Genomic DNA, 25483 nt, shown 5'->3' with positions numbered 1-25483 from the left:
CGTACGACCTACATTCCACTCAACAGAGTTAAGTACCGTGGTCGTTTCCTCCGCCTCGAACTTATACGCCACTGCCCATCGCGGAAATTTATCGGTATAGCCGAGAACCTCACGTGTGCGCATATCCGTAATTTTGAGTACCGCCCCGTCAATGAGATAATCCAGTCCGGCACGAGACTCTTCGATATCAGCCAGTTGTTCCATAGCACTATCAAAATCGTCAAAGTAAGTCAAATACGGATTCACCTTAAAATGATTGTCACGCAGGAATGTCATCATCTCCTGGTGGCTGCTAAACTGGATGCGGTCCGCGTACCCCACATTGTAGAAAAATGCATTCAATCGTCGCTCTGCTGTCGCTTTGGGATTCAAATTTCGCAGGGCGCCAGCTGCGGCGTTGCGTGCATTTTTAAGAGGGTCCACAGCGGTCTCATTATATTTCGCCAGCACAGACAGATTCATAATGCCTTCTCCCTGTACTTCAATGGTCCCATCCTGAAAAGGAATCGTAAGCGGCACGGATTTAATTGTCTTCACCTGTGCCAGTATTCCCTCGCCCACCACGCCATTGCCGCGTGTAGAGGCCTGCACCAGCTTCCCGTCGGTATAAGTCAGGTTCAGCGTCAGTCCATCAAATTTAAGCTCTATCGCATATCCTTGAGGCGGTAAAGGCTGCTCCGGATTCTTGGTGTTGTAATCGTTGACCAGCTTCACGACACGCGCGTTCCAGGCACGAAGCTGCTCCACATTCTGTGCTTTATCCAAGCTCCATAATGGGGCGAGGTGGCGATGCGGTGTGAAGCCTTTGAGTAACTCCCCACCCACACGCTGTGTCGGCGAATCCGGCAGCACAAGACCGCTCGTCTGTTCAAGCGCTACCAGCTCGTCATAAAGCACATCATATTCTTTGTCGCTGATCTTGGGCTCATCCAGTGTGTAGTAATGATAGTTATATGTGTTCAGCTCAGCAACAAGCTGCTCCATCCTGTGCATTGGGTTCATGCAGGCGTATCCCTCCGGGAACTTCATCAGGGCAGAGGCCTAAGCCAAGCTGCCGCTGTGAGGTTCGAGATTTAATGATGTTTGAGATTTATTCTACTTTTGTAATCGGTGCAAAGCCAGCCAGCAGGCGTTTAACCCCTACTGGAGCCGGGAAAGCGATCTGAAGCTCCATATCATTGCCTGTACCTTTTACAGCTACAATGGTTCCAATTCCCCATTTGCCATGCTGCACCTTGTCTCCGGCAGCAAAAATGGAGGGACCTCCTGCCGAAGCAACCGGAGTTGGTTTCGCGGATGAAGATGTTGTAACGGTTACGCGGGGCGACGCAGAAGCGGACGAACCACTGCGGCTCATCGTATCAAAGGAACGTTCTCCGCCAAAGTTACTACCGTTGGTATTACCCAGTCCACGTCCGCCATAAGAGCCGCCTACATTGCCTGAGCGGCGGTAGCGGTCACGCTTGATAATTGTATCCTCTTTGAGCTCTTCCGGAATCTCTTCAAGAAAGCGGGAAGGCGGATTAGCGGTGGTACGGCCAAACAGCGTGCGCATCTGTGCGCATGTAAGAAACAGTTGCTCCTCTGCACGGGTAATCCCGACATACGCCAACCTGCGCTCTTCCTCCAGCTCTTCATTATCCAAAAAGGCCCGGCTGTGAGGGAATACCCCCTCCTCCATACCGACAATAAATACGATTGGGAACTCCAGTCCTTTTGCGCTATGCATGGTCATCAATACAACCGCATCGCTTTGTTCCTCTTCATCGTCATTCATGGAATCAATATCCGCGATAAGAGCAAGATCGGTCAGGAAGGAGACGAGTGACTTGTCCTCCGCTCCTTTTTCAAATTCCATCGTTACCGACAGGAACTCATCAATGTTCTCCAGACGTGAGCGTGATTCAAGCGTATTCTCGTTTTGCAGCTCCAGTCGATATTGGCTGGTTTCCAACATTTTTTCCGTTAACTCGGTAACCGAGAGATAGTCCACCATCCGACTCAAGCCTTCGATCATATCGTAAAACTCGACAAGCGCATTGCGCGTACGTCCGGCAAAGCCCAAATCATCTACCACTTGCAACACGCGGAAAATAGAAACTCCACGCTCCGCCGCGGCTGCTTGCAATTTACCGACCGTTGTATCCCCGATACTCCGTTTTGGCACATTAATGATTCGGATCAAGCTGATATCGTCATCAGGATTGGAGAGCAGACGAAGGTACGCCAGCAAGTCCTTAATCTCTTTGCGATCATAGAACTTGATGCCGCCAACGATCTGGTATGGAATATCCGATTTGATCAAAATTTCCTCGACCACCCGCGACTGGGCATTGGTACGGTACAAAATAGCATGATGGCTATAGGTTTTGCCTGCATTGATATTTTTATGAATTTCGGAGGCGATAAAATAGCCCTCATCATGCTCGGAGTCAGCCCGGTAAACTTTAATCTTGGCCCCGCCTTCTTTGTCGGTCCATAGTTTCTTCGGCTTGCGGCCCGTATTTTGCCCAATCACTTCATTGGCGGCATTCAGAATATTCGAGGTTGACCGATAGTTTTGCTCCAGCAAAATGGTACGTGCTTCCGGGTAGTCCTCTTCAAAGTTCAAAATGTTGCTGATATCCGCCCCACGCCAACGATAGATGGACTGATCACTGTCACCTACTACGCAAATTCGGTGATGCTGGTCAGCCAGCATTTTACACAGCATGTACTGCGCACGGTTCGTATCCTGATATTCATCGACATGAATGTATTGGAATTTCTTCTGATAGAAATCCAGTACCTCAGGCACTTCTTTAAATAGTTGAATCGTTGCCATAATCAGATCATCAAAATCCAGAGAGTTGTTATTTTTGAGACGTTGTTGGTATTTGGTATATACCTTCGCCACAACCCCCTCAAAATAGTCGCCAATCTTGCGCTCATACATTTCAGGAGTGACCAATTCATTTTTAGCTGTGCTCATCATGGACTGAACCGCTTTGGGTTCGAATTTTTTGGTGTCTATGTTCAGATCCTTCATGCAGTTCCGAATGACAGACAACTGATCCGTGGAATCGAGAATGCTGAAATTGGAGGTAAATCCGATTCGCTCGATATCCCGACGTAAAATACGCACACACATGGAGTGAAAGGTGGATACCCACACATCTCTCCCCTGCGGGCCAATCAGCTTGGATACGCGATCCTGCATTTCACGCGCAGCCTTGTTTGTAAAGGTAATCGCCAAAATGCCCCATGGAGCCGTCTTGCGGGTCGCGATGAGGTAGGCAATCCGGTGCGTAAGCACTCGGGTCTTTCCACTGCCTGCCCCAGCCATAATCAGCAGCGGTCCGTCTATCGCCTCCACTGCTTGACGCTGAGGCGGATTGAGGCGGGCTACAGCCTCGTGTATATCTATTGATTGCATGCGTGCATGCTCCTTTCTGCAAGCTTCCATAAAATTACGTTCTATACTTCCAACTTCACAGCTACCGTCTCCAGCGCTTTCGCCAAGTCACAGTAAATGATGTTCCCTACTACAATGGTGTCACAAACGGCAGCCGCTTGTAACGCGGTAGATTTATCCACGATACCCCCTCCATATAGGACACGGGCGCGCTCCGTACTACGATGTATTTTTTGTACCAGTTCCATATCGCCAAAGGCACCGCTATACTCCACATATACAATTGGCAGGTGCATGAGCTTGTCAGCAACCTGTGCATATGAGGCGGCAGATGAGACATCAAGCGATGTATCCGCCCCTGTAAGCTTGGCGACCGTGGAATCACCGTTCAAAACAATATATCCTTCCGTCACAAGTAAATCCCAAGGAATCATATACCCAAACTGCTCAATCGCACGCTGGTGCTGTCCTACGATCCAATTACTGTCCGTGGTATTCAGTACCATCGGGATCATATACAGATCAAATCCAGGCACCACAGCCTCCAGGTCGGACACCTCAAGCACACATGGCACCTCATAACGCCGAACCCGCGACAGCAAATCCACCGTATTTTCATAGGTAATGCCCGATGAACCTCCTACCATAATCGCGTCCGTACCAGACATGCATATGGCATCCAGTCCCTCATCGTCCAGTTCCTTGTCAGGGTCCAGCTTAAATACATGCCTCCATGATTGAATCGAATCTGCCAACACACATTCCTCCAGCATCCATTGTGCTTTTGCCACGATCCGGTCTAACCGGATTCCAATATCCAAAAGCGTTCTATGCTAAGTCTATGACAGTGCTTAAAAGGTGTCAATGTTCGTATTCGATGGGAACACTCTGTTCACATATCTCAGGGCCGTAACGCATACAGCCAACTGCGTTTTTGGAGTTCCTTTTCCGTTAAAACATCCGTATAGAATCCGCGTACACCCATCTGTTCGTAGTCAGCAGCATCTTTTAGATCGTTAATTGTATTTACGTAACACACTGCCCCCGCCTGCCGCAAACTTTCCACTAAAGCACCACTAACCCTGTTTTCTGGCAAAGTCACTGCCGTTATATCGTTTTGTTGTACAAATCGGATGATTTGGTCATCCGTATCTTCTGTCGCATAAAGCGTATAAATAATGGAGGTATAGGGATAAATGCTACGCAGCGTTCGCAGCATTTCCTCGTCATAAATTTGCGGTGCGATGCGAGATAAAAGTTCTGGATTTTTCTCCTGTACCTGACGGGTCAGTTGCGCAAACAACTGTTTTATTTGGGCCGGGTCCTGTTCTTTTGTATCGGTCACGACATAGGCATCCGGGTATTTCTCCAATAGATCCAATACATCATTCCAGTCTACCGGGGTATAGGAGCCGTAAATGGGGGTGTTTTTGAATTGTTTGTAGCTCCAGGGCTTCCCGCCCTGTTCTTTACCAACTGCCTGCTCCTGCTGCATTTGCTCTGTAAAAGATTCCGTCCATTCATGGCGCGCCACCAAATGCCCGTCCGAAGTAAACATCAGGTCGACCTCGAATACGCGGCTGCCTTTTTTATAATTATTCATAAACGCTTCACGCGCATTGGTATAGGCTAAACCATCAACGGCTCCCATAGCATGCGAAATCACACGATGGGTGGTAAAACCGGTATGCTCCTCCGTGGATTGCCCTTTGTAAGCCAATAAAAACGTGCCAATCAACATTAATAGAATTACCGCCGCAATCAGTCGTTTCATAGGGTGTCACATCCTTTTCGTACAGGTCAATACCCTGCATGCGCACACTTAAAACAACTTCCAGATACAAAAACACCCTCCGGCTAAACCGAAGGGTCAAATCTGGATTAATACGCATTCTTGAAACCGTTGCGGATGGTGCGGAAAATAATTTTAATATCGAATAAGAGCGACCAATTCTCAATATAGAAAATATCATGCTTAATCCGTTCCTCAATGGACGTATCCCCACGCAACCCGTTGCTCTGTGCCCAGCCTGTAATACCAGGACGAACATGGTGCTTCACCATGTACTTTGGAATCTCCTCGCGGAACTGATCCACGTAATATGGACGTTCCGGGCGGGGGCCGACGACGCTCATATCTCCTAGCAACACATTGAAAAACTGGGGTAGCTCATCGAGACTCGTTTTACGAATAAAGGTGCCAAAACGAGTACGCCGGGGATCATTGGCCGTCGTCCAGCCTGTATCGTCAGTCCCGGGTGGCAGCACCTTCATTGAGCGGAATTTATACATCATGAAGGTACGCCGGTTCAAGCCCACTCGCTCCTGTTTGAAAATGACTGGGCCTTTCGATGTCGTCATCACGCCAATCGCCACTGCCAGCATAACCGGAGAAGTTAGAATAATAGCGAACAATGAGAACAGAATATCGAACGAACGCTTAAACAATCGGTTCCCCGCCACATCCAGCGGAATATCCCGTACATTGATCATTGGCATGCCTGCAAAGTTATCAAAATACGGTCGAGACGGTAAGTAATCAAAAAAGTCAGGAATGATGAGCGTGCGCACCCCAGCCTTTTCACACATGTTGATAATCTTAGGGTACTTATCATGTGCATCCAGTGGAAGAGCCAAAATGACCTCGTCAATCATCATGCTCGACAGCGTAGCTTCTAACTGATCCAAGCCTCCAAGGATTGGGCGGAAATGCTCTTCTTCCTCTTCATCCCAGTGGCGCTTATCATCCAGAAAACCCACCACTTCATATCCCAGATCAGGATACTGTCCAAGATTATGATAAAAACGCTGGCCCAGAGTACCCGCCCCGAGAATGAGCATGAACTGCTTGTTGTAGCCTTTTTGGCGGAGAGCTTTAAGTACCTGCTTCAAAAAATATCGATAGAATAAAATAAGCAGTACGTTCCCAATCATATAGATCGCCAGATAGGACCGCGAAATGTCAATTTGCTTTACGAAGAACATGACACTCAACAGCACGAACAGACCAACAATATGAATCTGGGTGACGCGAAATACGTCATCTGCAAACCGTTTTTTGCGTTTGGGCGAATAGAGGGAGAATAACATCCCCAGCACCACGGCAATCAGACCGTAGATCAAGCTCCAGCCACCATATACTTGAATAGGAAGCGGCTCTTGATAGGTAATCCATTCACTTTCGAATTTGAAGAACCAGGCGATCAAAAAGGAGATCTGAATGACCGCGAAATCCGCCACAATATACAATTGGGTTAAAAAACGTTGATTTCTGCGTATCATGCTTTCACCTCGGTACGAGATTGTTCGCCGCCGTCCGGCTTGGCCGGTGCAGTGAGCTTATTTTTCAAAAAGGCCATTCCAAATTTCACCGTAATTCCCGCGTATACAGCCATGTTCGTGATCCAGCTATACTGCTGTTTATAATGCTTGCGGTGAAATACCCACATGGCTCTATGAAACTCGTAAATAATTTTCAAAGGACGACGACGAGCGCTGCCTCCTTTGATATGAATAATATATGTGCGCGGATAGTAGTAAATGCCCCATCCCGCCTGCTTAATCCGGTAACACCAGTCAATGTCCTCACCATACATAAAGAATGTTTCGTCCAAGCCGCCGACCTGCTCAATCGTCTCCCGACGCACCAGTATAAAAGCACCCACCAGTACATCCACTGGATACTCATCATCCGGGCTTAAGTGCCCGAGCTGGTATTGATTGTACTTGGGGTTATCCGGGTAACGCTTCGACCAGCCGAAGGCGTAATAAAAGGAGGCAGACGGCGTTGGAAACCCACGCTTGCAGGCCTTATCCAGCGAACCATCCGGCAAAATGACCTTGCAGCCTGATGCTCCCATCTCCGGATGCGTATCCATGAATCGAATCATCGTATCCAGCGTGTCCGGCTGCACCAACGTATCGGAATTCAGTAGTAATACATAACGCCCGTCCGCTACCTCGATGCCCTGATTGTTTGCCTTGGCAAAACCAGTGTTATCCTCATTGGCAATCAACGTAATCTCCGGATATGCAGCACGAATAGCGTCCACAGACCCATCACTGGAGTGATTGTCGATAACAATCACTTCATATCGATATTGCGTCTCTGACGCATACACCGACTGCAAACAATCCAGCGTCAAACGGCATGTATTATAGTTGACGACCAGTATGCTTACATCCATATTTAAAACGCTCCTGACAAATTCAGTAATCTATTCTACTATCGACTATTATAGCATACCGCGCAGACCACGGGGCGCAAAAAAACACATAACTTGTAACCTTACACAGTTGAGGTATAAAAATCATCGTGGTAAGATATACATGGAAAAAGGGCTGGTGCCAGCCAGCCCCCTGTACAACCGACGCTCCAAGAGCGGACGGATTTGGAACATCAGGCCGAAAATAGACCCTTCCTTGCGGGGGCGGTCTATTTTCGTTTGTTAAACTCTAACAGTGTGACGATTAACGCCCCGAACGTCAGCATTAAACTGAGCGCCTCAAACACTGTCACAGGCTTCACCCCCCTCCTCGGGAGAGTTAGCCGACCGCCCTTGCCAGCTTATATCGGTTGCACTCTTCAATTATACTATATTTTTCCATAAAGGAACATGCATTCGATGGTTTTTTATCTAGCATTCATTGTACCTTTGATTATTTGACGCTTATATATGGAAAAAAGTTTCAATATTTTTTCTTTCCATACCTCTATAACTTTCCCAGTATGAAAACCAGCTTATAGATCCAGTTGTCCATTCGTGACTGTCTATAAAATGGAGATTGCCAAATATATTTTATACGAGAAAATACGCCCTTTTGGTAGCTGTCCAGGAATTCACGGATTAAAATCTGAATATCTACGTCTTTTCGAATTAACTAACTTCCAATTTGTTCCACTTAGATAAACTGCCGATCGATGCCTATGTAATTAACCCGTTACCTGTCTTATACATTTAATACTCATTGAACTTGATCGACATATGTCTCTACATAATAAAATCTCCCATTCATAACATGATGGGAGATCGCTGTAGGTACTGTATACCTTTACTTGCTCGAATTTGCTAGAGACTCTTTTAAAAAATCCTGCAGTCCTTCACGCCAAGCACGCAAATCATTCAGTCCACTTGTTCGGATAGCAATATGTTCCATCACGGAATTGCGTGGGCGAGCTGCTGGTCTAGGAAATTGCTCCGTACTGCATGGTTCCAGTTTTGCTGTGATCTTGGCACCTAATATTTCCGCCGCATCCTGTAAGATAGCTTGCGTAAACTCATACCATGTACAGGAACCGCTGTTGGACGCATGATATACGCCATACTTTTCGGTTTGAACCAACTCCGCTAAAAAACGGGCTAAATCCACCGTATAAGTAGGTGAACCTTTCTGATCGTTCACAACCTGAAGCTGCGGCTTTTCTTGCCCAAGCTTCAGCATCGTTTTAACGAAATTATTTCCGTTCAATCCATATACCCAAGATGTACGAACAATAAAGTACCTGGAGGAAAGTGTCTGGGTCAAAACCTCACCCGCTCGCTTAGATTTCCCGTAGATACTCTGTGGATTCGTATTATCATACTCATGGTATGCCTGCTCTGCCGTTCCATCGAACACGTAATCCGTGCTGATATAAACCAGCTTAGCCCCTGCTTTTTCCGCAGCGAGTGCCATATTACGTGTTCCCGCCGCATTTACTTGATATGCATCGTCTACATCGGCCTCCGCTGCATCCACCGCCGTATACGCTGCACAGTGGATGACAGCGTCAGGTTGATATTGTCCTACGATCTTCACAGCTTGCTCCAAATTCGTTATATCCAGATGCTCCCGATCGTATCCAAGGACATCATGTCCTTCCTCCTGGAAAACCTTTACTACGTCTTTACCAAGTTGACCGGATGCTCCAGTAACCAGTACCTTCATCTTTACGCATCCCCCAAGCGGGAACCATATTGCTTAGCATAATATTGTTGGTATTCGCCGGACTGAATGCGAGTCCACCATTCTTTGTTGTCCAAGTACCAACGAATCGTTTCTTTAATACCCGTTTCAAAAGAGTGTTTTGGCTGCCAGCCCAATTCGTTCATGGTTTTGGTTGGGTCAATACCGTAACGACGGTCATGTCCTGGACGATCCTGTACATACGAAATTAGAGATTCTGGCTTGCCCAGCTCCTCCAACACTGTTTTAACGATGTGTACATTGGTACGCTCATTATTGCCGCCGATATTGTACACCTCACCAAGCTTACCCTGATGAATAACCAGATCAATTGCACTACAATGATCCTCCACATACAACCAATCGCGGATGTTCAAACCATCCCCGTATACGGGTAATTGCTGATCACTCAACGCACGTGAGATCATCAGCGGGATCAGCTTTTCCGGGAACTGATATGGGCCATAGTTATTAGAACAACGTGTGATATTCACTGGTAGACCAAAGGTCTCATGATATGCACGAACCAACAAATCGCCGCCTGCCTTGGACGCAGAGTAGGGGCTATTGGGCTGGAGTGGCGTTTCCTCCGTAAATAAGCCTGTTTCACCCAGAGATCCATACACTTCGTCTGTAGATACCTGTACAAACTTGGTCACATTATATTTCTTAGCTGCATCCAGTAGCACCTGCGTACCCAATACGTTTGTTTTTACAAACACTTCGGGTTCCAAAATACTCCGATCCACATGCGACTCAGCCGCAAAGTTCACCACCACGTCAATCCCCTGCTGAATCAACTGGTCAATCGCTTCTGCATCGGTAATGTCCGCTTTGACAAAGGTGTGTTGAGGGTGATTTTCGATGGATTTCAAATTTTCCAGATTGCCTGCATACGTGAGCGCATCCACATTCACAATTTCGTAATCTGGGTGTTGCTTTAACATGTACAATACAAAGTTACTACCAATAAATCCGGCCCCGCCGGTGACAAGAAGTTTCATAAAGACCTCCTAAAACGTGCTTTAATACATATAAAATATGCTTTTGAAATAGAATAGACGATAACTTATTATTTTGGAGCCGGGAGCAGATAAGCTTATTATCCCTCTAATCAAAATTAATATCTGCTTCGGCCAGTGTCGGATGCTTCTGATCCTTTTCTGAAAGAACAGCATTTGAAGTTGGCCAATCAATCCCCAGTGCAGGATCATTCCACAGGATTCCACGATCATTTTCAGGTGAATAGTATTCGTCGACCTTATACAGCACTTGAGTATTGGGGACAAGTGTACAGAAACCGTGAGCAAAACCTTTTGGCACCAATAATTGACGTCTATTATGTTCGCTTAAAATCACCCCAACCCACTGACCAAATGTTGGGGAACTTTTACGGATATCCAAAATAACATCATAGATGGCTCCCGAAATCACTCGAATGAGTTTCGTTTGCGCTTTAGGATCAAGCTGGTAATGCAAGCCACGAATCACACCTGTTTCAACAGATAACGACTGATTATCTTGAATAAAGGTATAATCAAACTGATTATCATTCATTAGCTTTTCATTGTAGCTCTCCATAAAAAAACCGCGGTGATCACCATGAACCACTGGTTCAATAATTTTGGCACCTTCTAGCTTTAAAGAAATGGTATTCAATTTATTTTGCCCCCTTCTTATAGCTTCAATCTCCCGAATTCTTCTCCGAAATAAATATTCTGAGCCAACTCGTTAGCACGCGAAAGAGATGGATGAGTGCCTGCATCAGTCCACCAACCTTGAAGGACATCGTATGTCAGAGTTCCATTATTAATATATGCATTGTTCACGTCGGTGATCTCGAGTTCTCCCCTCGCTGAAGGTTTGAGCGTTTTTACGATTTCAAATACCTGATGATCGAACATGTAAATCCCTGTTACAGCATAATTACTTTTGGGCTCTTTAGGCTTTTCTTCAATTGATACGATTCTTTCTTCCAGAAGCTCAGCCACTCCAAAACGTTGAGGATCTTGCACCTGTTGAAGAAGAATTTTGGCACCCGTAATCTGATTACGGAAGTTGTTTACAAAAGGAGAAATATCATCTTCAAATACGTTGTCTCCAAGAATAACAACCACCTGATCGTCACCCACAAATTGCTCAGCGAGATCGAGAGCTTGAGCAATTCCTCCAGCTTCGTCTTGCACTTTATAAGTAAATGTTACCCCCATTTCACGACCACTACCAAGAAGATTCACAACATCTCCCATATGGTCTTTACCTGTAACAATTAAAATATCATGAATGTCTGCTTGTTTGAGTTTGTACACTGAATGAAAAATCATTGGATATTTACCGACAGGAAGAAGGTGTTTATTTGTTACTTTAGTTAGTGGGTAGAGACGTGAGCCTGTACCTCCTGCTAAAATTATACCTTTCACCAAATGAACCCCATTTCATATTTAAATTGTAATTGTTGCTTTAAACCTCATAAAAATTGTTCAACTCATTAATTACACTTTGAATTTCATCAAGACTAATATTAAAGTATAAGGGTAGTCTAATTAAGCGTTCACTTTCTTTAGTCGTAAAATTATCTTCACCATTCATTTGACCGTATTCTCTACCAGCTTGAGAAGAATGAAGAGGAACATAGTGAAATACTGTATGAATTGATCTACTCTTTAAGTAGGTTATCAGTTTCGTTCGTTCATCTAAATCAGAAACCTTTAAATAAAACATATGAGCATTATGCATTACATTTTCAGGTACTGTAGGTAGAACTACTTTCCCCTTACTTTCCAAATTCTTTAATCCTTTAAAATAAGTATTCCAACAATCCAAACGATAAGAATTAATTAAATCCGCATTTTCAAGCTGAGCATAAAGAAATGCAGCATTTATCTCACTCGGCAAATAGGAAGATCCAATATCCACCCAAGAGTACTTATCAACTTGTCCTCTAAAAAATCGAGCTCGATTTGTTCCCTTTTCTCTTATTATTTCAGCTCTCTCAATAAATTGAGCATCATTAATGACTAACGCTCCGCCTTCTCCGCAATTATAATTCTTTGTTTCATGAAAACTGTAACATCCCAAATGACCTATAGTTCCCAGATACTTCCCTTTATAAGTACTCATAACACCTTGAGCAGCATCTTCAATTACAATTAAATTATATTTCCTAGCCAATTCCATAATAGCGTCCATTTCACAAGCAATCCCTGCGTAATGTACCGGAACAATAGCTTTTGTTTTTAAAGTAATTGCTTGTTCAATTAAATTTTCATTTATGTTCATGGTATCCGGATGAACATCAACGAATACTATTCTTGCCCCCCTTACTACAAAAGCATTAGCCGTTGATACAAATGTGTACGAGGGCATAATTACTTCATCGCCCTCTTTAATATCAGCAAGTATAGCGGCCATTTCTAACGCGTGAGTGCATGAAGTAGTTAACAAAGCTTTTTTAGCTTTGAATTTTTCCTCAATCCACGAATTGCATTTTTTTGTGAATTCTCCGTCCCCTGAAAGATGTCCACTCAACATGGCTTCTTTCATATAAACTTCTTCTCTTCCAGTAATAGCCGGCTTATTAAATGGTATCATCATGATATCGACCTACTTGAAATTAGGATTCCTACTACAACAAATAATAAACCAACGACTTTGTATAAGGTAATAGGTTCTTTAAAAATAAATGCTGAAAAGACAAATACCAGAACATAAGACAGACTCATAAAAGGATACGCATAACTGATATTAAATTTTGTCATAGCTGCCATCCAAAACAACGAAGCTATAAACGCTGAGACCAAAGAAGAAAAAATAATTGGATCAAGTATCAATTTAAATAAAAAGAATACCTTCTCCCCCAATGATGCAGGCAGACTTCCATAAAATGATATTTTCCATTTCATAGCCAGTTGCCCATAAACAGTAAATAGTATGGTGCCTAGTATATATATATATCCCATCATTTAAACCTTACCCTGAATTTTTTTAGTGGTAGTAATTCTTTTTGAGACTTATCATCTCTAATGCTTAGAATTTTCAATAAACCTTTTCCACATACAACAATAGGAAATCCATCCTCAAAAAAAATAATTTTCCCAGGGGTCCTTATTTCAATTTTAACATCATCTACTACCACACTGTCAGTAATACGAACTTTAGTTTCTTCAATGAAAGAAGAAGCTCCTTTGAAAGGATAACCGGTAGCATCAATAAAGCGTTTAATATAAATAGCATCTTCATACCAATTAATAGTATAATCCTCTTCATCTCTCCACAGACTATAAGTAGCCCTATTCTCATCTTGAACTTCCGAATTGATCACTTGTCCAGAAATCAGCTTTCTCATTACTTCTTCAACCAATGAAACATAGAGTTTTGAAATCTCCTCTATAGCTTTTTCTATTTTAATCGGATATTTTACATTAAGAGATCTCTGTGCAATAATTTCTCCTCGATCATACTCCTCAGAAGCAAATAACGCTGTCACTCCCAGCAAATCTTCGTGATTTATTAAAGAATTAACTAAAGGAGCAAAACCTCGATATCTTGGTAAAAGTGAGTCATGAAAGACTATCAATTTGTCCACATCTTTAATAATCCATTTCCAGCCTATTGCAAATGATATTTCACTTTTTATAGTAGAAACATCACCTCTGTCTAACACACTAATTTGGTTTTCTGTGCACACCTTCCAAATATCATCATAATAATCTTTTCTAACATTTTTGTCTTCCGCTACCACCACAGAGTCAATATATTTAGCACCAAACATTTGCAAGAAATTCTTTAGTACAGCATATCCCTTCTCATTCATTAAAAACATCGTGATTTTCTTGTTCATAGATCTCCCTCACAATATACATAGGACGTTTTTTCGTTTCATCAAATATTTTACTAACATAAAGCCCTAAAGTTCCTAATATGAATATTATTAGTCCACCTAGCAGCCAAATAGAAGCAATTAAACTAGCCCAACCTTGAATACTTGTAATGCCCAACAGCGCTTTTACAGTAATATACAGGACATATAAAATTGATGCAATAGAAATCGCAAAGCCCATTTTTACTGTTAATCGCAGGGGTTTATCCGAAAAAGAGATTATAGTATTAATTGATAGAACAATTAGTTTCTTAAAAGAATATCCGGATTTCCCATGTTCTCTCTTCCCGTGATCTATATCAACTGTGGTTGAGCTAAACCCACTCCACTTAATCATCACAGGAAAGAACCTGAGATTTTCACGCATAGATATAATCACATTAATTACCCTTCTATGATATACACCAAAATTAGCGATAGCCTCATCTTGTTCGGTGTCAGTTAGATAGCTAAACAAGCTATAAAAAAGTTTAGAAGATAATTTTTTCAGAATACCATCTTTTCTATTGAAGCGTCTCCCTTGAACTATATCATAGCCCTCCAAAGCCCGCTTAAACATCTTTTCTATTTCTTCCGGCTTGTCTTGGAGATCTCCATCCATTACAACTATCCATTCGCCTTTACTTCTATCCAAACCTGCTGTAATAGCATAATGTTGTCCAAAATTCCTAGCAAAATTTATACCTACTACATGGCTATTATTGTTAATAATCTCTTTAATAATCTCCCATGAATCATCCTTGCTTTGGTCATTCACAAATATAATCTCAAAGTTTTTGGTAATCCCTTCTAAACTTAATTGTAACCTTGAGGATAATTCCTCCAAAAAGGGAGAGTTATTATAAATAGGTATAACTACAGAAATCAATATTTCCCCATTTTCTTTGCTATGCATTTCTCTCCCCCTAAAATTTCCATACAACATGAAGCAATTTGGAATTATAAAATACTTATACCTGACAGCATTTTCAAATAGTCAAGTTTACCAACCTATTATTAGCCATGAATAATAACAAAAAACAATCTAATTTAAGGAATATGGATCTTCTTAGCTAAAGATACAAATTCCTTCTCATCAGAATCTAAAATTAGAATCAGGTCATAGTCACCGCTTGCAAACTCACTTGTTGAAAAGGAAGCTACACTATAGCCGGAATTGTTATAGTTATGGCCATCCTGAAATGCATCAGTAACATCTTTTCGCACAACGGAATAAGTTTTTAAAAAGTATTGCTTTTGATTATTTACAAGTGCCACCTGTATACTAGTATTAGTTGAATCAGTTCCTTTTTTAACCCCCCAGCCTACAATACTCAACAGATTATCTTTGTATGAGAAAAAATCTGCATTTTGTACAATTTTTGAGGGATTATTTTTGTACTCTTCTATAAATTTTTCATGTGTAAGTGAACTTGTTTGAAAAGGAGCTTCTCCAATTTTAACAATTATATAATCTCCTTCATCTTTCACAAACCCACTCTCAGGATAAGATGGCATGCTGCTGGATTTAATTATCACATCGTTTTCTTTGACATTCTCTGCCGGGTTAAAATTATAGCCATGCATATTCATAAATCGAAAAATCCTACCCGATTTCAATTCACTTTTTGGCCCGGTAAATCTATCCCATTGAAAAATAGAATATCCTTCCACATCGCCCATTTTTAAATTGTAATCTTCTGGTTTTCCAATAAATACAACACCTTTTTGTTTACCTTTTTCAACTTTAAGAATTTCTTCTGCAATTGTATGCATTTTTGTTACGTCAAGTTGATATCTCATATAATCTGTAAAGAAGACTTGGTTTATATACTTAGTTTGGTATAATACAAGTAAAACCACTAATAAAATGCTTGCTTTTTTCAAAAAATAAGTACTTTTATTTTGAAAAAAAGTAAACAGCAAGGACACTATAAATCCATTGAATACACTGTTAGTAATAAAAACCCTTTTAGCCAAAAAAGCATTGCCGGATATTAAGTACATTGAAAAAGCAGCGATAACACATCCAATACATAGTAGCATAAATATCACTTTTTTTCGTTTAATTGATACGCAAAGACCATATAATATCAACAGTATCGATAATGAAAGTGTTACAAATGGACCAATATGATCTGTTTTTAAGTATAGCGTAGAAAGTGACTTAACAAAATCCAAAACCGATGTGACGAATTTATCAAAACTGTCGAAATTGTATACTATCTGTCTTGAAGTATAATCGGAGGGAATAACCGAAAAAATCTTTTGAAGAGCAAACTTTATTCCTGAATTAAGAATTAAAGCAATGGCAATAAACACCAAGCCCTTCAATAAAACAAGTAAAATCTTTAAATTTGTATTGAATGCGTTCTTGCTATTAAAAGTTGTAGAAATAAAAGTAACGATAAACATTCCTATTAAAAAATAAACCACTGCTAACTCAGAAAAAGCAAGACCATAGATAAGCGAACAGATTGAAAAGAATATTTTTATAAAATTACTATTCTCTCTGTCATTAACAACATAATCCATAAAACCATTGATTGAAAATGCAGTTAAACACAAAACCATACCCATTTCAACTGTTGTCATCATAAATATAAAATTATCAACCAAAAAAGGACAACAAATCGCAACACAGGAAAAAACCATTATCGAGGCATCATTAAAATAATTATTAGAAAACTTTTGTATAAGATAGCCCCACAAAGTTACACCAGTCGCAATCAGTATTAAACCGATAAAATCACGCCAAAAGGGGAGAAATTCATAACTATTAAATATAAAACGTGTTACTTGTCCTCCCCATCTTCCCTGTGCGAGAAGTTCACCTCCAATAAAATATCGCCCAAAAGACTCATCATCTACTCCAATAGAAAAGTTTGACAATGTCGATCCATAAGCTAACAAAATAGTAACCGTTAAAGAAAACCAATATATTTTATTTCTTATAAAAGCCTTTTTAAGCATTTTATTCTCTCCGATATCATTAAATTGTCATCTGTTTACTTGAGGGATTGTCAAGCCAGTGCTACACTGCCTTATTTGGCTTTCGAAAAATGTAGTGGCAAAAGCCTTGCTTTGCCCCAACTGAGCACCACCATCATATCAAGTTCCCACTGTCCGAAGGATTCTCTAGAACAAGTTTTCAGACATGTCTCAATAACGAATCTCCCATAGGTCTTTAGAGGCTTCAGTCCGATGAACGCACAGAGAAGTACGAGCCAATTCCTTCTTAACAGACATGTATCAAGAGTGGCGAACAACTTTAGCTTCTGTGTGAATTGGTTACGTTCCAGCGAAGGGGTCCTCAGAGCAAATCGCTAGCAATATCATATAGAAGATACCCTTTGATTTATTCTCACAATCGGTTATGAGCCTTTTTTATTTTTCCAATCAGTGTTTAGAATTCAATCCATCTTCAAAACTATTTTATTATAGAAACAGTTTCTAATAGTGTTACATACTATCCTTATGATCAAGTCGATCTTGTTTAAACTGTAAAATAAAATTTGAAATAGTCTTGGAATAGTACCAAAATTTTATTATGGATGAATTTTTCAATACTACCAAGAATTGTTCAGGCCAATTTTGTGGAGAAGGAGCTAATTTATTAAGAACATTGTTTTTTCTGCAAGATCTAAAATAGGATCCGAGTACTGTCTTCACTTCTTTATCTACGACATCATTTAATGTCAAGAATGTATTATTACCATGCAAACGATAATAATAATACGTAGACTCAACAAATAACGGCTCTGATAAAAGCAAACACCTTAATGCAAAATCCCAATCATGACAGTATTTTAGATTCCGAAATCCATTCAGTTTATTAAAAATATCCCTACTGAATAACATATTTCCTGTTGAGATAGCAGTGTTATGAGGTATCAAAGACCAACCTATACTTGGAAATTTTTTTATAGAATCTTGAGTATTAATGAAGTTTATGGCCTGTTCAGATACAGTACTAATATCATTTCCTTCCCCATCAATTACTTTGATTCTCGAAAAAACGAACTCTGAATCAGCATCGACTAAATGCTTAATTAATTGTGTTATCCGGTTAGCCTCAAACAAGTCATCGGCATTAAGTATTGTTACATATTGGCCTTGTGATGCCCTTATACCTTCATTAATAGAATTATGAGCACCCTGATTTTGATCATGTGAAAGGAATTTTAAACGATTTTCAAATCTTTCTAAATATATTTCACTAGAGATCAGTTCATTTATGATAAGGCAACTGTCATCCTTCGAATTATCATCAATTACTACTAATTCAATATTATCGTAATCTTGATCATAAACGGATTTTAAGGCAGACTCTATATATTTTTCATAATTATAAGAAGGGATAATAACACTGACTAAAGGTGTATCTCGATTATTCATATTTTTCTCCTTGTTCATTATCGAACCCTGGATGCTCTCTTGGTAACCTCTAGATATTGGTGTCCATACTTTTGATCCGGTTCTAAATGTGTACCTTCAGCCCATTCATTCCATGCGTTAACAAAAATCATTTGTTCCGAATCTTGACTAAATCTCCGAGTATAATCAACCAGGCCTACCAACCATTTTTCATACTCTACAGGATTCGCATAGTGAAAGACATTAGCTGCACTTTTTCTTCTAGCTGTATTATCCCAGCTTAGCATAGTACCTCTAAACCATGTAAAGTCCCCAGCCTTCTTTTTCTGAAGCGAACGATCTACCACTTCTCGATAATCGTAAATGTTTCCTGAAAAGTCAGGAACCAGCTCATTCATAGTTTTAGAAATTTCATTGGCATAAACACCATGCGGCGGGAACTCGACTGCTGAATCACAACCGTAGATCGTTGGATCTACTTGACCAAAGGACTGTACCATGCATACATGAAGATTTGGAATGCCTTCTTCTTTACACTTTTCTTTCCATGTATGGACGGTTGCTTTCAGATTAGGAAACAATTCAGCTCTGTAAATCAACAATATGGGGTCCTTGCCATCAATACGGATATATCTTTCGTCCTTTAAAACTGGAATAACTTCTTCAATAAATCTGTTATCTGAATCTTCATCGTGCACTTGCTTCATAAGCATTTCTTTCTCTTGGCCATCCCATCGCCTTGTCCAACTCTCGTTAGCCCAACAAATACAAAAAGGAAAATCCAAATCTTTATTTTCCAATAAAGCATTCATTGGCTTCTCTAAAAGCCTCTTGCCGTCGAACCAATAATAATAGTAACAAAAACCGAAAATATCATATTTTTTAGCAAGTTCTATTTGACGTTTCTGAATGTCACTATCCTCAACCAAATTGTAATATCCTAAGTCTGAAGGAATATGCGGTTGATAATGTTCCTTGAATAAAGGTGTCGCCTTACGAACATTTCTCCACTCTGTAAACCCTTCTCCCCACCACTCATCATTCTCTGGAATAGCATGAAACTGAGGTAAATAAAAAGAAACAATATTTGTTGTTTTGTTTTGGTTTTCCGGCCAAACGGATGCTGTAGATCTTCTGTGATAACTAAACTCAGAAATATGTTTTACTTTCTTTGCGCTTGCAACTAGTTCTTCCATAAAAGAATCATAGTCCTTAACATCAAGTAAAATCTTTTCTTTAAAAAGTGTGGACTGAACCACAATAAATGATCCAGCTACCTTAGAATCTAACTTTTCCGAAGTTAAATGTTCCTCTTTATAGAAAGGAGCAAAATGATCACCGTTATCAAGGAATCTGTCTTCATTTGTAAAAATCAAGTCTTCACTATCTATAGAATTTAAAGCCAGATGGTGTAATGTATTAATAGATAGAAAATCCTCTTGTTCCAATACCGTAATATAATCCCCTTGTGCAATCTTACTAGCCTCTCTTACCATATCCAAAAGCATACTATTATCAGTATGAATAAACTGCACTTTGCTCAAATCAAAGCCACTCGTAAATTGATTTTTAACAATCTCTTCCTTTGATATTATAATTACTTCAAACTCGGAATACGTTTGGCTAGTTAAAGAACTCAAACAAAACTCTATATAGGCTTGATTTAATTTATACACGGGAATAATGATAGAGAACAAATGTCTGACAGGGTATTGAACGTTGGTAATTTGGGAACCTTCCTTATACGTGTATGGTTCAAATCTCCCAACCTGATTATCATTCCTATTTGCCATCAATGTGATAGCCCTGTTCCACATCCACTTAAATCCGTGTTGCCTCCATTTTTCAAACACTTTAACAAACAAATTGGAGTTATTTCCCGAATTTAATTCTTTGTAGCTGTGAAAAGCCTGATTTAAGATCGAAAGCACTCCAACCTTCTCTATAACAATCCGTTGTATGTAAAATACGCCGGGAGAGTCACCAGGATCCAGTCTTAGGGATACTACATCGTGCTTAAACTCAAAAGGTCTGCCATTTGAATTCTGACGATCCAGCTTTCCGATGATGTAAGAATTATCTTCACTAAAACCGGCTCCATAGTCAATATACAGCTTAAGAAACCTTAATGATTCCGAAGAACCTTCACAATTAATCTTATACCAACCTTTTTTAAACGAACCCTTTAAATAAATCTGAGGATCATTACCCAAACTTTCCCATTCTTCCCCGTTTTTATCAATATCTAATAAGTTAACAACTTCCAGCTCTCTCAATTAAATCATTCCTTAAAATATAAAATTTATTATTAATCCACGTTTTTCCGAAAAATTCTTTTGCAAAAAAGACGAATTTTCCACCATCTTGTGCTTGTCATATCATTTATAGTTTGCTCTCTACTTGTCAACAAGAATGTTAGTTCTTGCATTTGTCGTTGTAATCCATGAATTTCTTGATGCAATGAACTTATTTCCTGGTTTGACGAATCCAATTTATGATTTAAAACATTAATCTCTTCCACTTTGTCACTAAGATTTTCTTTTACAATACTTAAGTTCAAACCCATTTCATTTAGTGTATCTAAAAGCTCGTTTTTCTCAACTACCAACTCACTAATTTTTTCTTCTTGAGAGGAAATATTTCTCTGATTTATTAAAATCTCATTCTGAAGTGAGTTGCTTTTCTTAAGAACTTCCTTCATTAAACCTTCAGGGAATTCCTCAATATAGACAGTTGAAAACTCTATCCTTTTATACTCCTTATTCTCTACCTGATAATATATCTGCGGATCGCTATCAAGAAAAACATAGTATCCGCCACCTATCCAATCAGCATTTGAAGAAAATTCACTAATTTGTACTATGTTATCTTCAAGATCTATTAATCTCGCTTCTCCAATACGTATAATTCCTCTGCCTTCCATAGGATCAAATCGGACACAACTGATCTGACCCTTCTGGAATAGATCACAAACAATCGTCTGCTCAGGTTCCTTTATTTCAAAAGAAAAGCTTTTATCTTCAGAAAATTCTTGGTTCGAGCTTATAAAAAGCTGTGCCCTATATTCTACTGACTCGGTAAACTTAAAAGGGATTGCCTTTTTTAAATATTTTTGCAATGATAGCAGCTCTTTTTCAGTTCCCACTATATCTGCAAATTTATTAGCCATATCAATGTAATCCGGGATTTCTTCTTTTGAAACTCCGACGTAGGAAAATATATCCTCAACATGAATAAAGTTCTGCAAACTGGCATAATGTGAGTAGTAGAAGCTATTAATCGCTCTAAACTTAATGAAGTTTAGGGGAATCGGAAACGGATATACCCACTCATAATCAATGATACTAAGCTGGTTATCATTATCCATTAGTATGTTATCCAAATTAAGATCAATGTTAGCAATAGTAAAACTATTTAAGCCTTCTAATTTAACTTTTTTCCCAAAAACACTAATAAACTCAGGAGTATTATTAAATTCACAATAATAGCCTTCTGCAACAGTTTCCAAGAAATTAGAAAACACATCCAATATTTCGTATACAAGCTTTCTTTCCTTATTTATCACTGCCTCAAGAACCAGCTGATCTAAGCTTTTACCTTCTAAGTACTCAAATAACACGGACCCTAACTCATAAGAAAGTGGTTTGGCAAGTTTATTGGGATGGTATACAGGTTTAAGTATCTCATAATTTGAATAAATCCTTTTAATATGATCCACTGCCTGATCTGTTAATGCAGTTTTAGAGACATACATAAATTCGTCTTGATGTATACTAGTTTTTATTTGATATTCAGGAGCACGCTCACGACTATATTTGGAATAAATCGTCCCCATATTTCACCCTCCTTTCATTTAATTTGAACAAAAAACGAGAAAAGAATTTGAGAAAGTAGAAAATAACTTATTTTTAATGATATTGTTCGTGACCGATTCCTCATCAAACAACACCACTCTATTTTGGTCGTAATTAGTACTTCTACTCCTTAATTCACCTACACAAGGCAGACGCTGATCCGAATAAAGTTGTGTGGGCATCTTATAATCAGGAAACGGATAATAAAATTCCAATCCACCAAATCCCGAGTCATAGATTAATTGTTCTATTTCCAACTTTGAAAAAGTGGCAACTCCCTTGTTAGAGGGATAATTTTGGAGACCGTCAAAAAAATCACCAGTATGATCTTCACGACTTCCCGCCCAATATTTAAGACCTAATTTATTTTCGATGGCAATGATAAGAATACCATCCTTTTTAAGGAATTTTTTAATATTTTTCAAAAACGTAATATAGGGTGAGTTAGCTTCCGTATATAAAGCCGAATATTCCAAAACACCTATTAAAGTAATGTAATCAAACTGTTTATTTAGCTGAATATCATTTAAGTTTCCTACCATAATTTCAAGATTACTCTTTTCGGAGTGCCTCTTTGCGTTAATTAATGCACGTCTTTTTGATAATTCTATACATGTAACACTTTTGGATTTATCACATAACAGGCCCGTTAGAGCCCCGCAACCTGCACCTATTTCTAAAACTTCACCCTCTGGCTTGAATTGATACCATTCCAATAAATTGTGACGAGTAGGAGAAAAATGATAAAGTATTGGCCAACGGTTATCTTCTCGAAGAACTCGGCCTAAATTCACATGATTGGATAGCATGCCCAGCAATTCATCTTCAATATCTCCATCTGAATAACTATCTTCACCACTATAATAAGTATAGTTCATTTTCACGCTTCCAATATATTCAATCATCTTACCTCTTCCTTTCTGAATCTGAAATGAGGATCGTTGAATTCATATCAAAGAAGCCTACACTATTCTTATTAGATATAACATGAAGATTCATAATATCATACAGTCTATGAAAAACAGTAAAATCATTTTCTTCATAACATGTGCATCCTAGCGAAATTAAATAATCGCCACCTTGAAGATCATTATTCTGCTTAAAGCTGACCTCGCAGATTCCACCAGCTACCACCTTATCAATATTAACAGATTCCAACATCGTGTTTGTACCCGTAATTTCTGTTCCTCTAGCGTCCTTGATACTAAAAGCAAAGATAGGTTCACTCAGTTGATCATTAAATTGCACCTTCATTTTAATTTTAAATGGCTTTCCTTTCAAAACTACATTCGTTAAATCGTTATTATGATCAAAAATGGCAAAATCCAAAATCTCTGCTCTTTTGTTGCCATATTCCGAATAGCCTGGATTAATGTTAAGTTTATCTTTCCAAGTATCATTATCATATAGAGTGTGTTCTGGAGATACAGATTTACTGTTATCTTTGACATCATACATTCCAACCAATATCTTCTTATACACATCAATCATAGGGCCAGGAGGGCCTTCTTCAACAATTTTACCTTCGTTCATAACAATTACACGTTCACAGTATTTCATAATACTACTCATATCATGAGTAACAAAGAGGATTGTCTTCCCCTGCTCCTTAAATTCTGAAAACTTCTTAAAACACTTTGCTTGAAAAAAGATATCCCCCACAGATAGTGCTTCATCCACGATTAGTATTTCTGGTTCAACATTAATTGCAACGGCAAAAGCCAACCTTACAAACATTCCGCTAGAATATGTTTTTACAGGCTGATAAATAAAATCCCCGATATCCGCAAACTGAATAATGTCCTCTAATTTATTGTTCATTTCTTCTTTACTGAATCCCATCATAGTACCGTTCAAGTACACATTTTCAATCCCTGAAAATTCCGGATTAAATCCTGCCCCAAGCTCTAATAAAGCTGATATTTTCCCGTGAACCTTAACATCCCCAGTTGTAGAAGAGAGCACACCTGTAATAATTTTCAACAGTGTCGATTTACCAGATCCATTTTTACCGATAATCCCCACTGATTCTCCCTTATTAATGTGGAATGTAAGATTATTCAAAGCAAAAAATTCTTTATGGTAGCTTTTTTTCAAAGGATGAAGCGACTCTTTTAATCGATCAGAAGGATTAGCATATAGCTTGTATATTTTCGTAAGATCTTTCACATCTATTATTGAGGTCATAATTGTATCTCCTACATAAATCATTTTATAAAACATCTGCAAAATGAGGTTTTAATTTTTTGAATACGATTGAACCTACTAAAAGAAAAAATACGCAAATAACCCAAAAGTATAGAGTTTGGAGAGGCTTTTCCCAGAACCAATTATTATACAAAAAGGTATCTCTAAATCCTTCTGTTATATAGTAGAAAGGATTCAATTTAAAAAGAAAATGATAGCTGGCTGGAGCAATATTCAAGTTCCAAACAATAGGAGTTAGCCAGAAACCGATTTGTATCATGACGGAAACAATTTGAGCAATATCTTTAAAAAACGGTAAAATTGACGCCGTTATAAAGGTAACACCTAATAATAGTACAACTGTACAGATAACATAGTATACTAGTTGCAGCCACGACAAAGCTGGTTCAACTCCATAAATGAATAAAATAGAAATAAAAAATAAAATAAAAAATAAATGTATAAACAGAGCAGAAATGATTTTTATAATTGGGAGTATACTAATTTTAAAAACGACTTTCTTGACTAAAAAACTATACTCGGAAAAGCTCAATGTTGCATTCATAAAAGCTTCAGAAAAAAAGAACCATGGAACCATTCCACAGATCAGCCATAATACAAATGGGTATCCCTCTGGTGTACTACCGCTTCTAAATCCAATTGCAAAAACAAACCAATACAGCAAAATTGTTATAACTGGATTTACAAATGCCCAAATAGCTCCAAAGTAGGATCCCTTAAATCTTTTGTTAAAATCATTTTTTGATAGATCTATAATCAGTCTTCTTTTCGAAATGTACTCTTTCAAATAGCTCAATACTCAAGCATCCCCTAACTAATAACTATATCATTGATATTTGTTTTATA

At 39.4% G+C, this 25483-nt stretch carries 22 protein-coding genes (1 of these 22 cut by a window edge); all 22 read right to left on the bottom strand.

The window, feature by feature from the left end; translation table 11 throughout:
• Positions 1 to 1002 carry the start of an NAD-dependent DNA ligase LigA gene (ligA, locus tag ACQ4MX_RS18400; RefSeq protein WP_431086547.1) on the bottom strand. 1014 nt of this gene lie to the left of the window's left edge, so 1002 of the gene's 2016 nt are visible here — the first part of the coding sequence; the start codon lies at positions 1000 to 1002; its stop codon lies off the left edge, out of view.
• An 88-nt stretch (positions 1003 to 1090) separates the two neighbouring features.
• Positions 1091 to 3415 carry a DNA helicase PcrA gene (gene pcrA, locus ACQ4MX_RS18395; RefSeq protein ID WP_431086545.1) on the bottom strand — a complete coding sequence of 775 codons (2325 nt, stop codon included), beginning with the start codon at positions 3413 to 3415 and terminating at the stop codon, positions 1091 to 1093.
• A gap of 41 nt (positions 3416 to 3456) precedes the next feature.
• Complete coding sequence (locus tag ACQ4MX_RS18390) at positions 3457 to 4167, bottom strand: heptaprenylglyceryl phosphate synthase (RefSeq protein WP_431091365.1); 711 nt, start codon at positions 4165 to 4167, stop codon at positions 3457 to 3459.
• Positions 4168 to 4295: 128 nt separating this feature from the next.
• Positions 4296 to 5168 (bottom strand): phosphatidylinositol-specific phospholipase C/glycerophosphodiester phosphodiesterase family protein, encoded by an 873-nt coding sequence (locus ACQ4MX_RS18385; RefSeq protein ID WP_431086542.1) that lies wholly within the window; start codon positions 5166 to 5168, stop codon positions 4296 to 4298.
• A gap of 107 nt (positions 5169 to 5275) precedes the next feature.
• Positions 5276 to 6676, bottom strand: a complete 1401-nt coding sequence (locus tag ACQ4MX_RS18380) for an undecaprenyl-phosphate glucose phosphotransferase (protein ID WP_431086540.1) — start codon at positions 6674 to 6676, stop codon at positions 5276 to 5278.
• Complete coding sequence (locus ACQ4MX_RS18375) at positions 6673 to 7581, bottom strand: glycosyltransferase family 2 protein (protein WP_431086538.1); 909 nt, start codon at positions 7579 to 7581, stop codon at positions 6673 to 6675. Before ACQ4MX_RS18375 ends, ACQ4MX_RS18380 begins: the two co-directional genes overlap by 4 nt.
• Before the next feature lie 248 nt (positions 7582 to 7829).
• Complete coding sequence (locus tag ACQ4MX_RS18370) at positions 7830 to 7907, bottom strand: putative holin-like toxin (protein ID WP_354005523.1); 78 nt, start codon at positions 7905 to 7907, stop codon at positions 7830 to 7832.
• A gap of 539 nt (positions 7908 to 8446) precedes the next feature.
• Entirely contained in the window at positions 8447 to 9322 is an 876-nt protein-coding gene (rfbD, locus tag ACQ4MX_RS18365) for a dTDP-4-dehydrorhamnose reductase (RefSeq protein ID WP_431086535.1), read from the bottom strand.
• A 2-nt stretch (positions 9323 to 9324) separates the two neighbouring features.
• Positions 9325 to 10344, bottom strand: a complete 1020-nt coding sequence (rfbB, locus tag ACQ4MX_RS18360) for a dTDP-glucose 4,6-dehydratase (RefSeq protein WP_431086532.1) — start codon at positions 10342 to 10344, stop codon at positions 9325 to 9327.
• A gap of 106 nt (positions 10345 to 10450) precedes the next feature.
• Complete coding sequence (gene rfbC / locus ACQ4MX_RS18355) at positions 10451 to 10999, bottom strand: dTDP-4-dehydrorhamnose 3,5-epimerase (protein ID WP_431086530.1); 549 nt, start codon at positions 10997 to 10999, stop codon at positions 10451 to 10453.
• A gap of 17 nt (positions 11000 to 11016) precedes the next feature.
• A complete protein-coding gene (locus ACQ4MX_RS18350; RefSeq protein WP_431086528.1) occupies positions 11017 to 11760 on the bottom strand; it encodes a sugar phosphate nucleotidyltransferase in 744 nt (247 codons plus the stop codon).
• Positions 11761 to 11800: 40 nt separating this feature from the next.
• Entirely contained in the window at positions 11801 to 12934 is a 1134-nt protein-coding gene (gene rffA / locus ACQ4MX_RS18345) for a dTDP-4-amino-4,6-dideoxygalactose transaminase (protein WP_431086526.1), read from the bottom strand.
• A complete protein-coding gene (locus ACQ4MX_RS18340) occupies positions 12931 to 13302 on the bottom strand; it encodes an EamA family transporter (RefSeq protein ID WP_431086523.1) in 372 nt (123 codons plus the stop codon). Before ACQ4MX_RS18340 ends, rffA begins: the two co-directional genes overlap by 4 nt.
• Positions 13299 to 14180 carry a methionyl-tRNA formyltransferase gene (locus tag ACQ4MX_RS18335; RefSeq protein ID WP_431086521.1) on the bottom strand — a complete coding sequence of 294 codons (882 nt, stop codon included), beginning with the start codon at positions 14178 to 14180 and terminating at the stop codon, positions 13299 to 13301. The genes ACQ4MX_RS18340 and ACQ4MX_RS18335 overlap by 4 nt, the downstream gene beginning before the upstream one ends.
• The gene (locus tag ACQ4MX_RS18330) at positions 14146 to 15114 is read right to left on the bottom strand and encodes a glycosyltransferase family 2 protein (protein WP_431086519.1); all 969 of its coding nucleotides are present in this window, start codon (positions 15112 to 15114) and stop codon (positions 14146 to 14148) included. The genes ACQ4MX_RS18335 and ACQ4MX_RS18330 overlap by 35 nt, the downstream gene beginning before the upstream one ends.
• 134 nt (positions 15115 to 15248) lie before the next feature.
• Complete coding sequence (locus ACQ4MX_RS18325; protein WP_431086517.1) at positions 15249 to 17171, bottom strand: glucosyltransferase domain-containing protein; 1923 nt, start codon at positions 17169 to 17171, stop codon at positions 15249 to 15251.
• A gap of 489 nt (positions 17172 to 17660) precedes the next feature.
• Positions 17661 to 18596: a glycosyltransferase family 2 protein gene (locus ACQ4MX_RS18320; RefSeq protein WP_431086514.1), complete on the bottom strand. Its 936-nt coding sequence runs from the start codon at positions 18594 to 18596 to the stop codon at positions 17661 to 17663.
• 17 nt (positions 18597 to 18613) lie between these two features.
• Entirely contained in the window at positions 18614 to 20851 is a 2238-nt protein-coding gene (locus ACQ4MX_RS18315; RefSeq protein ID WP_431086512.1) for a glycoside hydrolase family 99-like domain-containing protein, read from the bottom strand.
• Between the two features lie 32 nt (positions 20852 to 20883).
• Entirely contained in the window at positions 20884 to 22410 is a 1527-nt protein-coding gene (locus ACQ4MX_RS18310; protein WP_431086510.1) for a coiled-coil domain-containing protein, read from the bottom strand.
• An 18-nt stretch (positions 22411 to 22428) separates the two neighbouring features.
• Positions 22429 to 23334 (bottom strand): class I SAM-dependent methyltransferase, encoded by a 906-nt coding sequence (locus ACQ4MX_RS18305; RefSeq protein ID WP_431086507.1) that lies wholly within the window; start codon positions 23332 to 23334, stop codon positions 22429 to 22431.
• A gap of 1 nt (position 23335) precedes the next feature.
• Positions 23336 to 24616 carry an ABC transporter ATP-binding protein gene (locus ACQ4MX_RS18300; RefSeq protein WP_431086505.1) on the bottom strand — a complete coding sequence of 427 codons (1281 nt, stop codon included), beginning with the start codon at positions 24614 to 24616 and terminating at the stop codon, positions 23336 to 23338.
• Positions 24617 to 24641: 25 nt separating this feature from the next.
• Positions 24642 to 25433 (bottom strand): ABC transporter permease, encoded by a 792-nt coding sequence (locus ACQ4MX_RS18295; RefSeq protein WP_431086503.1) that lies wholly within the window; start codon positions 25431 to 25433, stop codon positions 24642 to 24644.
• Positions 25434 to 25483 lie beyond the last annotated feature (50 nt).

Origin of the sequence: Paenibacillus sp. 8b26 (assembly GCF_050626875.1) — a bacterium.
GTDB lineage: Bacteria > Bacillota > Bacilli > Paenibacillales > Paenibacillaceae > Paenibacillus.
This window is presented reverse-complemented; position numbering and strand designations above follow the sequence as displayed.

Bases quoted from the DNA above. Each gene is read 5' to 3' on its own strand.
- pcrA (WP_431086545.1), bottom strand. From the start codon at position 3,415: ATGCAATCAATAGATATACACGAGGCTGTAGCCCGCCTCAATCCGCCT.
- ACQ4MX_RS18390 (WP_431091365.1), bottom strand. From the start codon at position 4,167: ATGCTGGAGGAATGTGTGTTGGCAGATTCGATTCAATCATGGAGGCAT.
- ACQ4MX_RS18385 (WP_431086542.1), bottom strand. From the start codon at position 5,168: ATGAAACGACTGATTGCGGCGGTAATTCTATTAATGTTGATTGGCACG.
- ACQ4MX_RS18380 (WP_431086540.1), bottom strand. From the start codon at position 6,676: ATGATACGCAGAAATCAACGTTTTTTAACCCAATTGTATATTGTGGCG.
- ACQ4MX_RS18375 (WP_431086538.1), bottom strand. From the start codon at position 7,581: ATGGATGTAAGCATACTGGTCGTCAACTATAATACATGCCGTTTGACG.
- rfbD (WP_431086535.1), bottom strand. From the start codon at position 9,322: ATGAAGGTACTGGTTACTGGAGCATCCGGTCAACTTGGTAAAGACGTA.
- rfbB (WP_431086532.1), bottom strand. From the start codon at position 10,344: ATGAAACTTCTTGTCACCGGCGGGGCCGGATTTATTGGTAGTAACTTT.
- rffA (WP_431086526.1), bottom strand. From the start codon at position 12,934: ATGATGATACCATTTAATAAGCCGGCTATTACTGGAAGAGAAGAAGTT.
- ACQ4MX_RS18340 (WP_431086523.1), bottom strand. From the start codon at position 13,302: ATGATGGGATATATATATATACTAGGCACCATACTATTTACTGTTTAT.
- ACQ4MX_RS18335 (WP_431086521.1), bottom strand. From the start codon at position 14,180: ATGAACAAGAAAATCACGATGTTTTTAATGAATGAGAAGGGATATGCT.
- ACQ4MX_RS18330 (WP_431086519.1), bottom strand. From the start codon at position 15,114: ATGCATAGCAAAGAAAATGGGGAAATATTGATTTCTGTAGTTATACCT.
- ACQ4MX_RS18325 (WP_431086517.1), bottom strand. From the start codon at position 17,171: ATGCTTAAAAAGGCTTTTATAAGAAATAAAATATATTGGTTTTCTTTA.
- ACQ4MX_RS18320 (WP_431086514.1), bottom strand. From the start codon at position 18,596: ATGAATAATCGAGATACACCTTTAGTCAGTGTTATTATCCCTTCTTAT.
- ACQ4MX_RS18310 (WP_431086510.1), bottom strand. From the start codon at position 22,410: ATGGGGACGATTTATTCCAAATATAGTCGTGAGCGTGCTCCTGAATAT.
- ACQ4MX_RS18305 (WP_431086507.1), bottom strand. From the start codon at position 23,334: ATGATTGAATATATTGGAAGCGTGAAAATGAACTATACTTATTATAGT.
- ACQ4MX_RS18300 (WP_431086505.1), bottom strand. From the start codon at position 24,616: ATGACCTCAATAATAGATGTGAAAGATCTTACGAAAATATACAAGCTA.